The following is an 11,439-nucleotide window of genomic DNA, read 5'->3' as shown; positions in this document are numbered from 1 at the left end:
ATCAACTAAGTACATTAAAATCAGTAACAAGACAAACTACGTTGTCGTCAGCATCGAATCCCCAATAAGAAGCATAGAAGCCGTCGCCATAACCAGAACTGAACATGACCACATTGAGCCCAGTATCTTCACACACGATCACACTTCCCCAATTGTCATCACGTTCGCTCAGCACATCTTCTATAAGATTATCGTATAAGCTGATAAAATCATCTCCGAGATCACGTTGCAATCTGGCTTCCATCTCATCCAGCTTATCGATCGCTTCCACATCCCCGAAACAACCTAGACCGGTATCCACTGGATAACCGAATATGCTCCCATCCTTCAGTTCGTTCACGTTCTGTCCCGGTCTTACAGCCATTTCCCAACGAATGGGTCGTGTGTCAGACAATTTCAATTCGGCTGCAGCAATGCGTTCTTCTTCCTTGTGCCACCAAGCAACGACCGGATACTTACCGGACTGGATCGTCCGCTCGAATGGGTGGTTGTGGGAAATGAGCGGATCGCACGCAACCATTTTTCCAGAAACAATGGTTATCTGTTCCAGCGTTTCAGGGCGGAGAATTCCGCTTTCTGGTTTGGCTAATTCAAGCAATAGATTTGACATTATCGTCATCCTTTCTATTTTGGTTATTTCCATAAGAGAATTCTCTCTATTATCTTACAAGTAGTACATACATAATTCGGTAGTAATAAGTCGATTCCTTGTTTTATTCTCTCAAATACTAAGAAAATCCTGACGGTTTCGTATATGTCCAAAAACCCGCATTTATATGCGGGTTTAGCGTGTTTCTATCGAAAATTCAATTCTGTACCTGGTTGTAATGAATGCAAACCCTTATGACCTTCATCCAGCAATCTCGCGACAACAAGATCAGTTTCTTCTTTGGGTGCATGTACCAAAACCGCTTGGGTGCTTGGCACTTCATTCAACATCATGCTCACATCGGGTAGTCCTTGATGAACTTTATAGCATATGTGCTGCACACTGCATCCCGATGGCATCGTTCCTTTATCTAATATTTTCCTAGCAAATGAACCACGTGCCGTATGACCTGTCAAAATAACTGCATGTTTGGCCGACTGTGATAATTGATCATAATACCAACGCGCTCGTGGGGATTCCATCATTCCGTCCCCGGTAAATATTATGCTGGGCACGTCACTTTCCAACAAAAAACTACGTTCCTGATCATCAATCGGAGTAACCACTTTGTTGCTATTCAATAACTCTTCAATCCGCTGTAGAGCGCCTGCACGGAGCCATTCTGACCAATTTCTCATTCGCTCAAGTCCAAGCCAAATCTCTTGTTCTACTATAATTTCATATTGTGAAAATACTTCTGACGCCCAAACGAGTAATTCCTGACCGCGGCCAAGTGTCGGAACCGGCAGTAGCAAATGACCCCCTGCACCAAGAACACGCTTTGCTGCCTGTGTAAGCTGCTCCAGCTTTACTTGCTGCGGGTCGGCCTCCATACCATATGCATTATCCACTATAGACAGATCGACTTTTGAACTTCTAGGTGAATCTGCGTCCAGCAATTGAGATTCACGACTGTAGTCCCCGGAGAAGAATAACTTACGTTCCTCCATCTCCAGCAAAAACCATACAGAACCAGCCAGATGCCCGCTTCTTCCCCATTTTATTCTCAAGTCCTTACTCAGTTCGAACCATTCATCAGGTGAGGCATAATCCTCAAGATAACGGTACGTCATCGCTTCTACATGTTTCTCTTTGTACGGAAGTTCTCCCCCGCGTCTGTTCACATATCTACGCCAACTATCGAAATAGCTTCCGAGTTGTTCCGCAGTTGCCCGTGTTGTCCAGATATCTCCCTTATATCCGTGCTTATATAATAGTGGAAGTCCTATGGAATGATCCTCATGTGCATGCGACAAAAAAACAGCGGTTAACTGTGATACTTCCTCGGCAACAAGAAGCGGGTAGATACCTACTCCCTCTTTTTTGACACCACAGTCCAACATAATCCGGTTCTGTTCTCCGGATAAGAAATAACAGGAGCGGCCATGTTCGCCCGCTCCACCCCAAATTTTTAGTTTTATCATCAAGCATTCCACTTTCTTTTGGAGCCCAGGCTCTCAATAATTACAAGCATCACGGTGGTGAGCCCTACAGACACGACGGCCATCGCCATGCCCAAAGATACTTGTCCTTGTTCAAATTGAGCAAATATATACGTTGCCGAGGTTTGAACGGACGGTGGCAAAATTAATAGCGAACCCACTAGTTCCCGTGAGGCGATGGTGAACGTCATCATCCAGCCAGCCATCATACCGGGTACTATTAAAGGCAGCAATACACGGCGAAAAACATAGTGTGGTTTCCCGCCAAATACTTGTCCCGCTTGAAACAACGAGGGGTCAATCTGGCCAAAGTCGCTTTTTACATATTGTACGGTATATGGAACAAACAAAATGACATACGTCAAAATGACCATACCATATGTGTTGTACAACGGAATCGGCATCCAAGGGGAATTCCACAGCAGGATCAACCCAACGACCATAACAATTCCCGGCACGGTATTCGGTAATAGACTGAATAAATCAGTCGTTCTCTCCATACGGGTACGTGATCGCCCAATGACAATAGCAAACCAAGTGCCAAGTATCACGGCAATTGTTGAAGCCGCTAGTGACAGTAGCACACTATTCATCAACGATCTCATGCTAGTAGAACCCCAGGTCAGCAATTCCTTGTAATACTCCAGCGTAAGGTTGTTCCAAGCAAGTCCTACTCCCCTCAGCTTCATGGTTGAAGCTGCAATGATTGAGAAATAGGGTACGCCAATGGACAGAAGTAACACTACCGCGACAAAAATAACATAAATCCATGTCCCTCGGCCTTGCGAATGCAAGGAAGAACGACGAATACCCTTACCACCTACTAGACTATAAGTGAAGCGTCGGCTTAGAACCGACTGCGCATACCAAATCAGCAAACATGCCGTAAGCAGCACGGAGGCTAGCGAAGTCGCCTTACCAAAATCAATCGGCCAGCTCGATATATATTTGTGAATCTCCGAGGTCATTACTTCATACCCAATACGTTTTCCGAACGTGACGGGCGTTCCGAACTCGGCGATCGTTTTAACGAAAATAAGCATAGCTCCCATTCCGTATGCAGAGAGCAATAATGGTGCAATGATACGCCGAAACCGATATGTGAAAGGCGCGCCAAGCACAGCTCCCGCTTCTTCAAGGCTACCGCCTATCCGCTCAAGCGCTCCGCGCAGTAGCAAGTACAGAAATGGGAACAAATGTAGACTCATAATCGTGACCATGCCTCCAAAGGTGAAGAAGGAGGGTGTCACCGATGCAAGCCCAGGTACAAGTTGCTCCAGATACCCGTTTTTTTGCATAAACAGAATCCAGCCCATAGACCCAATATAAGGTGGTGTCATGAAGGGGATCAAAAAAACGATATCCAGCCAGCGCCACCGAGCTAGCCGGGTATTCACCATGATCCAAGCGAGTGGTAGTGCGAGCACGGTTGTACCTGCTATAACGCAAATCCCTAGCCAGATTGAACCAAGTAGAACTTTGAGAATCTCAGCGTCGGCCAAAGTACGGAATGGAGCTGCCAATTGCAGCTCACCATCCCGATATACGCTTTGAATAAATATTTCAACCAAAGGGACAACAATCATTATCGTCAGTACAAGTAAAGCTAGGGCAATCGACCATGCTCGAATGTGTCGCAAAGATGAAGAGTTTCTCATGATTATTTAAATAGTTTCGTGAACTTATCTGTCACATCTGCTCCATTTTCATTCATCCATACCCAATCAGCTTTGAGTAGCGGAATCTCATCCAGATTAGCACGATTCTCAGCCTTGATATCTGTACGACCTGGAAGGAGTGCCGCATTGGAAACCAGCTTCTGCGCTTCATCTGATAGTAGATAGTCAATGAATGACTTGGCGTTCTCTTCATGCTGGGTTGATTTCATAATCGCCGCGGGACGTGGACTAATCACTGTACCTTCCTTCGGATACACGATATCAACCGGCTCTCCCTTTGCTTTCGCTTTATAAGTCATGTAGTCAACCGCACCTGCTACCATGCTTTTAGCGCCTGTGATAACTGGATCCAGTGCTTCCTGATTGGCTCCTGCAACAGCTACATCGTTATTATTAAATTGCTCGAACAAGGACCAGCCACTCTCTCCCTTGTCACTGAGATAACCTGTTATGAAATCAAGCGCCGAACCCGATAACGAAGGATCAGGAATGTTGATTTGTCCCTTGTATTCCGGTTTAGTTAAGTCTTCCCAAGAAGTCGGCGGTGTTGTAACAAGCTTCGTGTTATAAGCAATACCTAGAGCAGAAGCACTACTGCTGAAATAGTTCCCTTCTTTATCGGACCAATCAGGGTTAAGCTTGTCTGCATTTTTGGCTTCCGGGTAAGGTAGTGTCAGCCCATCGTTCTTCAACCCTTGTGCAGAAGGTAGTGATGCTAGTATCACAACGTCAACAACTGGGTTGGATTTCTCTGCTTCCATACGAGCTAGAATTTTACCTGTTGTTCCTTGGAACATCTCGACCTTCACACCTGTTTGGGCTTCATACCCTTCAATGATCTTGTTAGCCAGCCCTTCCGGTCCCGCACTATATACAACGAGCTTTTGATCGGCAGCTTGGGTGTTTGTCACACTGTTATTCGCTGAAGGCGAAGCCTCCTTGGCAGTTGAATTAGAATTAGTACCGCAGCCCGCCAACGTTAAACCTAGTGCCAGAACCAATGTAAGTGACGTTCCCTTATTCCATCCAGTCTTAATCGTTGTGAAATTATTCATAATTTAATCTCTCCCTTTATTTAGATTCAACCAAGTGATGAAGGCGATGATGCGGTAAATAGACCTCTCTCTTCGTACCTACAGCCAGTCGAGTATGGTGGTAAGCAGTCCATTGCTCCCCATGCCCCTCTGCTTTGACTCTGAGTTCATATCGCTCTCCTACGTAGCTGACATGTGTGATCTCTACCATAAAAGAGTGACAATCTTCTCCTGTCCGATCCCATAACAGGTGCTCTGGACGGAACATCGTGTGGTCTGGCACAAGCCAGTTGGATTTGCCGATAAAGCGAGCAACAAAGGCATCTGAAGGTTCACCATAAACCTCTTCTGGTGTTCCTGATTGCAAGATTCGACCACTATTCATAACCACTACTTCATCAGACATGGACATCGCCTCAATCTGATCGTGTGTGACATACAGAGCTGTAAGCCCCAGATCACGAACTAATGACATCATCTCCACGCGCATGTCCTCACGTAGTACTGCATCCAATGCGCTTAGCGGTTCATCGAACAACACAAGACGTGGAGTGATAGCTACGGCACGTGCAAAAGCTACACGCTGCTGTTGTCCACCAGACAGTTGGTGAGGGTATCTATCATGCATCCCTGTCAACTTAACCTTGTCCAACGCTTCCATCACGGTTTCACGTATTTTGGAAGTACGCTTACCCGCTCGAAGGCCAAAAGCAACATTTTCAAATACCGTCATATGCGGCCACAATGCAAAATCTTGAAATACCATGCCGAAGCCACGCTGGTGTGTCGGTACCACCCTCTTACTTGGCCCCGAAAAGATCACCTCTTCCCCCATCGAGATCGTACCCATATCCGGCGTTTCTAGCCCTGCAATCATGCGAAGAATTGTTGTTTTTCCGCAGCCCGAAGGACCTAGTAGTGTCGTAAAGCTTCCCTGACGTACGGTCAAATCCGTCGGATGCAAGGCAACAGTTCCACCAAAGGCTTTACCGAGCCCTCGTATGTTCAAATCCATATGATTACCATCCTTGTATGCTTTGGCATTGTGTAATGAATCACTACTTACATTTACCAGTCTACCTGTGAAGTACAATACCCGTGTTAAATGAATGTAAAGGCAAAATTAATATTTTCAATGAATACTGTTAACATTCATAGATAAAATCTATAGATAAGAAACAACGAAAGTGAGAGACGATGATGATGAACCTGAATCTATTAAAACTACGCATTGTGGAGTTGCTCGAAAAGCACAAGAAAATTACAACTGTCGCAGACATCCTTGAATTAAAACAACCGACCGTCACCTTTCATATGAAGAACATGGAACGGGACTACGGAGTCAAGCTGTTCGAAGCGCGAATGGGCAGAATCATTCTGACAGACGCAGGCCATGCCCTGCTCCATTATGCCGTCAAAATCAATGCGCTCGCTGCCGAAGCGGAGCGTGTCGTCTTGGAGTTCGACACGCTCCGTAGGGGTAGCATCCGTATCGGAGCTAGTTACGTTCCTGCTACTTATGTACTTCCCGCTGTGTTACATCGGTTTGGTAAGGAGTATCCGGGAATCCAGCTTTCCCTATTTGTCAAAACGGCTCCCGTCGTAAAAGATATGCTAGAATGTCATGAAATCGATATCGGCATTATCTCAACCGAACCATTCGCGGCTCCTGCATTGCTTGCTGAAGCAATATGCGAAGATGAATTGGTGCTCATTTATGCACCAACTCATCCCTTAGCCTTCCTAGAAAATGTAACACCTGAACTGATTACCTCTTCATCCTTTGTTCTTCATGGCAAAGAATCCAGCACCCGAAGGATGACGGAGAAATGGCTAGAAAACCACGAACAGCGTCTACCTTCCTATTTGGAGCTGGATTCGCTTGAAGCTATTAAACAAGCGGTTATACTTGGAACGCATGTATCCTTTGTATCCCGTATGGCCGTCGAGAGTGAGGCCCAGCGCGGACTGCTCCAAATGTGCCCCATCCCCGGAAACCTGATAGAACGTTATGTTTATGCCGTGACGAATAAAGAACGCCATCGCTCCGCATTGATTAATCAATTCAGCAGCTATTTGTTCTAATCAAGTAGAAACGGCTATGCCGTCCTTTTCCAAGAAGCTTATGCTTCCGATGCTAGCGATACTTCGTATCACTTTAAGGCACCCGTTTCAGCGGAAATATAAGGAATAGAGTATCAATATAGATTGAACTAAAGACGATACCCCCTATCAAAAATCCCACATTATGCAATGCTTCGCATAACGTGGGACTCCTGATTCCACTATTGCTATTGGCTTACCAATCGAATAACAGTCAATTCGGGTTTCTCGAATAAACGTACAGGTAATCGGGTCGTCCCGATTCCTCGGTTTACATAAAGCGTCAGAGGTCTGATCTTTCCTTCAAGTGAGTACAACCCCTCAATATATTTATTGCCTAACGAAGTTGTAATCAGTGGTTGTAGAAAAGGAATACGAACTTGCCCGCCATGACTATGTCCAGAGAGTTGTAGATCAACCGGATAATCTGTGAATCGATCCGCTACATCTGGTTGATGAACGAGGAGCAGATTGAAATCCTGGGCCCGGAGCGATTGAAGCGTACGTTCAATCATCGGTTTGCCTAACAAGAAGTCGTCAAGCCCTGCTATGTTCATTCTTTCACCGGTAGCAGATATAATCGAGTGAACCTCATTCACGAGTACCATGAACCCGGCTTCCTCCATGTATTCCTTGTACAGCCGACTTCCTCCTCCCCCTCTATCGTGATTACCATATACAGCATATTTACCGAAGGGAGCTTCGATCTTTGCTAATACCTTTTGGGCTAACTTTCTATTCTTAGAACCATATTGCGCGTAATGATCCATTAGATCGCCTGTGAATACCACAATATCCGGTTTCATTAGATTCATGCGATCAACTAACGATTGAAGCTGGTCAACCGTATAATCGGGACCTAAGTGCGTATCCGAGAATTGAACGATCGTCATACCATCAAATGACTTCTGTACGTACTTATTCTCAATATCGATTCGAGTCACGGACAGCGCCTTAGGCTCAATTTCTGTTGCATAGAATCCGATTCCTAAGATCATGAGTATGTTCGTGCACAACCCAATCAATATCTTTCTGACAATCAATTCCCAAGACCTTTCTTGATCGCATTCCAAATGGGATTGTCCGATGTTTCAGGAATGAAGGTCTCCCCTTTATCTCTCGCGTCCCAGTATTCATAACCTAGCTTCTCGCTCCCAAACTCATAATCCATCCCATCCCAAGTATCTTCACGGAATGCGTAGTATGACCAGTGCCAACCCTGTTCATTGAAAATAGAAATAAGATCAGTCATGTATTGATCTGCTCCCTTGACCATTCGGTTCGTTCCAAATTCTGATGCAATAATCCGATTGGCCGGAACATGATGCTCCGTTGCCCACTTAGCCACTGGTTCCACGAATTGTTTAAGAGCTTGACGATTAAACTTCATTTCCTTCTCGTCATTTCCGACTTTGACTGTTCCTGGATAAGAATAGGTAAATCCTTTGTTCTTATTCTGGCTAGTCAATTCATAAGGCTCATACATATGAAAAGCATATAGAACGTTAGGGTCATCAATCGGTTTCAAATAATTAAATGCCCAAGGCGTTGCATAAAGACCTGAATCTAGAATAATTGGTGTAGTCGTATCGACCATCCTAATCCCTTTGATTATTGCATCATAGAGGACGTTTAAGTCTGCTGCCGTATTCTCTACTTTGTTGTACCACGCTGTATAATCCTGAGTCCAGAAATCATTAAAGCCCGTTGCCGTCTCTGGATGTGGCTCATTAATAAGGTTATAGCCAATAATGGCAGGATGATTCTTCAGTCGGGTGGCAAGATCCTTCCAGAAAAGGGCTGATTGACTGTGATAGTCACGCTCTTGCCAAATACGATCATCATTCTTTGCTCCGTTAAACTGCCTCCATCGATCTCCCGGTAGACTTAGTACCGTCAGCATGACTTTCATTCCTTTGGCTTCCGCCGCATCCAGATCTGCTAAGAGTCTCGCAAAATCTTCTTCCACAATGCCCTCATATCGATCCGAGCTACCAATCAGAAAATCTTCATTAGGTTTGGTATCCGGTTTATCGTTAAACAAGTGATCACGATCTTTGCCCCATTTGTCAGGCGCGAGCCGAATGAACTCGATTCTCTGTTCCTTAGCTGCTTGGTAATTGTCCGTTAACGATGTGGAGTTCATGAAATTGGACCCTCTTCGCTGTTCATTCCAATAATCCATCTTCCATGCATTGATATCTACTTTCTCTATTTGGCTACTGTTCTGTCCTTTCTCTTCCAAAGGTACAGACGCGTTAGTACTACTGCATCCTGCAACAAGCGCTAGAATGGTCGATATAAGTACACTATTTCTTATGATTGACCATCTATCTTTTTTTCTTAACTGGTTCATTATTGAATCACCTCGAAAATAAGCATATTCTATCTATGTTACGCCAATATGACAAACAAAAAAGAAACGGCTACACCGTCCCTTAAGGACGTGTACCCGTCTCTTCGCAGCGAAATCGCCACCATGTCTCTTCATTCATCTGACCCCACCGCCAAGGAAAAATAAAATTCAATCTCTTGATTCTCTGCATGGATTCCGTGAGGCGCCTCATGTTTGTCCAAGATGACTTGCACGATAGATAGCCCCAACCCCGAACCACTAAGCTGCTTATTCCTTGAGTGATCTAGTACGAAGAAAGGCTGCCATATATGATTCACATCCTGCTCATCCAACGTTCGAATGCCATTTCTAATGGTGAATACCAACCGTTCTCCTTCATTCACAAGTGATATATCTATCTGTGGCCCACTGGCATATTTCAGCGCATTGGTTATGAAATTATCCAGAACGATCCTGATCTTCTGTTGATCTCCTCGAACAATAGGATGATGCAGTTGGCTATCATCTACCTCAATTATCTTCTGCTCTTTCTGTATCGCCACTTCCAAATTATCTAGCACATCACCGAGTAACATTTTGAAATCAAAATGTTCCATCTCATAAATCTCATTCTGAAGCTTGGCTAAGTGAAGTAACTTGTCCACTAACTGGGACATTTCATCGGTTTTTTTATCAATAACACTTAGGAATGTTCCGTCGTCCATTTCATCTCTAATGCCTGAGGAATACGCCTTTATTAGAGCAATTGGCGTTTTTAACTCATGCGAAATATCGGAAATGAAGCTCCGTAAGTTTTGATTCTTCTCTTCCAAAGCTAAATGCGCTTCCTCCAGTTTATGGCTCATCCGATTAATGCTTGCCGCCAACAGTTCGATCTCATCACCTGTCTTGATGTTGGTTGTACGGAATTTCAGATTGGAGATATCTTCAGCGTTATTTGCCAACTCTTTGATAGGACGAATGATTTGTCTGGCGATCACCCACGCTAATCCAAGCGTTAAGAACATCGCCCCTATCGCAATATACAAATTGAACTTATTCACAGCACGAATCGATTGATCTGTATGTGCGATGGAATCCCCGACGACGAAGATCGTATCGTCTTTTCGAAAGATCGTGACTAGAAAGCTGGTATTAAGCTTCTTCTGACTGTATAAATTGTAGACCGTCTTCCCATGTTCAAGATCCTGAATACTCTCTTCCATAACCCAGAATTTCGCCAGCGTAATACCTTTCCTACTCAGCTCTGTTCGAATAACATCATTCAAAATATTCGGATTCTTCACAAATTCTGTGCTTACGATCGTTACGTTGTATTGCTGTTCCAGCTCCCCCTCGGTTTGGATGAGAGATTCAACCGTTTCATTGCTCATGAAATTCGTCAAATGCGCTAAATTCACCTTTTGCTGATACAGGATATATTTTGGCAGAAAAAATGTATTCACCAAGAATGAGACAGCAAATACCACACAAATCATGCATGCAATCCGCCAAAATAGCTTACGACTCAGCTTACTCATGGGGAATTTCCAGACTATACCCACTGCCTCGATACGTCTTAATTAACCCTTCTCCCACTTTCTCCCTAAGTCTGCGAATATGGGTATCGACAGTTCTTTCTTCCCCGATATAATCGAATCCCCACACTTGGTCCAACAACACTTTTCTACTTAGAATATTCCCTTTGTGTTCAAGCAGGCACTTCATCAAATGGAATTCCTTATTCGTAACTTCGAGATCCAATCCGTCCTTATAAATCTTTCCGCCAGGGATGTTTACTCGCAACCCCCCGAACGTGATATCTTCCTCTATATGAAGTAGCTTCTTGGCTCTTAGAATCAAGATACGAGGTTCAAAAGGTTTGCGTACGTAATCATCAGCCCCTATCTCTAGTGCCTTCAATTCATCTTCCTGTTCGCCTTTTGCGGTTAACATCAACACTTTAGCGAATTGTTGCTTCTTTAATTGTCTACATACTTCGATACCACTCACTTTGGGCATCATCCAATCGAGGATCGCCAAATCTATCTTGTGATTCATACATATATCTAGAGCTTCTTCTCCATCTTGAGCAGTGAATATTTGAAAACCTTCTTTTTTAAAATAAGCAACCACGATTCTAAGCATGTCCGGATCGTCATCTGCAATCAGTATGTTCATTCTGTACTCCTTAACA

10 protein-coding genes are annotated in these 11,439 nt (G+C 44.4%); 1 reads left to right on the top strand and 9 read right to left on the bottom strand.

Annotated features, from left to right (window positions below; all coding sequences use genetic code 11):
* Position 1: 1 nt before the first annotated feature.
* The 5 genes from PGLA_RS03285 to PGLA_RS03265 all read right to left on the bottom strand — a co-directional run bounded on the left by PGLA_RS03285 (position 2) and on the right by PGLA_RS03265 (position 5,819).
* A complete protein-coding gene (locus tag PGLA_RS03285; RefSeq protein ID WP_068528624.1) occupies positions 2–610 on the bottom strand; it encodes a DUF4241 domain-containing protein in 609 nt (202 codons plus the stop codon).
* 185 nt (positions 611–795) lie between these two features.
* Positions 796–2,073 (bottom strand): MBL fold metallo-hydrolase, encoded by a 1,278-nt coding sequence (locus tag PGLA_RS03280; protein WP_068528621.1) that lies wholly within the window; start codon positions 2,071–2,073, stop codon positions 796–798.
* Positions 2,073–3,749, bottom strand: coding sequence for an ABC transporter permease (locus PGLA_RS03275; RefSeq protein ID WP_068528618.1), 1,677 nt, complete (start codon positions 3,747–3,749; stop codon positions 2,073–2,075). Before PGLA_RS03275 ends, PGLA_RS03280 begins: the two co-directional genes overlap by 1 nt.
* Positions 3,750–3,751: 2 nt before the next feature.
* Positions 3,752–4,825 (bottom strand): ABC transporter substrate-binding protein, encoded by a 1,074-nt coding sequence (locus tag PGLA_RS03270; protein WP_068528615.1) that lies wholly within the window; start codon positions 4,823–4,825, stop codon positions 3,752–3,754.
* Between the two features lie 16 nt (positions 4,826–4,841).
* Positions 4,842–5,819, bottom strand: a complete 978-nt coding sequence (locus PGLA_RS03265; RefSeq protein ID WP_068528611.1) for an ABC transporter ATP-binding protein — start codon at positions 5,817–5,819, stop codon at positions 4,842–4,844.
* A 188-nt stretch (positions 5,820–6,007) separates the two neighbouring features.
* Here PGLA_RS03265 and PGLA_RS03260 point away from each other — a divergent pair, with 188 nt between their 5' ends.
* Positions 6,008–6,889, top strand: coding sequence for a LysR family transcriptional regulator (locus tag PGLA_RS03260; RefSeq protein ID WP_068528607.1), 882 nt, complete (start codon positions 6,008–6,010; stop codon positions 6,887–6,889).
* Positions 6,890–7,095: 206 nt separating this feature from the next.
* Here the strand turns inward: PGLA_RS03260 and PGLA_RS03255 are convergent, their stop codons facing one another.
* From PGLA_RS03255 to PGLA_RS03240, 4 genes are all read right to left on the bottom strand, one after another.
* Positions 7,096–7,995, bottom strand: a complete 900-nt coding sequence (locus tag PGLA_RS03255) for a metallophosphoesterase (protein WP_068528604.1) — start codon at positions 7,993–7,995, stop codon at positions 7,096–7,098.
* On the bottom strand, positions 7,947–9,263 hold the full coding sequence (locus PGLA_RS03250; RefSeq protein ID WP_084410697.1) for a glycoside hydrolase family 5 protein: 1,317 nt from the start codon (positions 9,261–9,263) through the stop codon (positions 7,947–7,949). The genes PGLA_RS03255 and PGLA_RS03250 overlap by 49 nt, the downstream gene beginning before the upstream one ends.
* 131 nt (positions 9,264–9,394) lie before the next feature.
* Positions 9,395–10,783, bottom strand: a complete 1,389-nt coding sequence (locus PGLA_RS03245; protein ID WP_068528601.1) for a sensor histidine kinase — start codon at positions 10,781–10,783, stop codon at positions 9,395–9,397.
* Entirely contained in the window at positions 10,776–11,423 is a 648-nt protein-coding gene (locus PGLA_RS03240) for a response regulator transcription factor (protein ID WP_068528599.1), read from the bottom strand. The genes PGLA_RS03245 and PGLA_RS03240 overlap by 8 nt, the downstream gene beginning before the upstream one ends.
* Between the last annotated feature and the right edge of the window lie 16 nt (positions 11,424–11,439).

Origin of the sequence: Paenibacillus glacialis (assembly GCF_001637205.1) — a bacterium.
Lineage (GTDB): Bacteria > Bacillota > Bacilli > Paenibacillales > Paenibacillaceae > Paenibacillus_AQ > Paenibacillus_AQ glacialis.
This window is presented reverse-complemented; position numbering and strand designations above follow the sequence as displayed.

What these genes read in the sequence shown, in the direction of transcription:
- PGLA_RS03245 (WP_068528601.1), bottom strand. Translation starts at nt 10,783, where the DNA reads ATGAGTAAGCTGAGTCGTAAGCTATTTTGGCGGATTGCATGCATGATT.
- PGLA_RS03240 (WP_068528599.1), bottom strand. Translation starts at nt 11,423, where the DNA reads ATGAACATACTGATTGCAGATGACGATCCGGACATGCTTAGAATCGTG.
- PGLA_RS03275 (WP_068528618.1), bottom strand. Translation starts at nt 3,749, where the DNA reads ATGAGAAACTCTTCATCTTTGCGACACATTCGAGCATGGTCGATTGCC.
- PGLA_RS03285 (WP_068528624.1), bottom strand. Translation starts at nt 610, where the DNA reads ATGTCAAATCTATTGCTTGAATTAGCCAAACCAGAAAGCGGAATTCTC.
- PGLA_RS03265 (WP_068528611.1), bottom strand. Translation starts at nt 5,819, where the DNA reads ATGGATTTGAACATACGAGGGCTCGGTAAAGCCTTTGGTGGAACTGTT.
- PGLA_RS03260 (WP_068528607.1), top strand. Translation starts at nt 6,008, where the DNA reads ATGAACCTGAATCTATTAAAACTACGCATTGTGGAGTTGCTCGAAAAG.
- PGLA_RS03250 (WP_084410697.1), bottom strand. Translation starts at nt 9,263, where the DNA reads ATGAACCAGTTAAGAAAAAAAGATAGATGGTCAATCATAAGAAATAGT.
- PGLA_RS03270 (WP_068528615.1), bottom strand. Translation starts at nt 4,825, where the DNA reads ATGAATAATTTCACAACGATTAAGACTGGATGGAATAAGGGAACGTCA.
- PGLA_RS03280 (WP_068528621.1), bottom strand. Translation starts at nt 2,073, where the DNA reads ATGATAAAACTAAAAATTTGGGGTGGAGCGGGCGAACATGGCCGCTCC.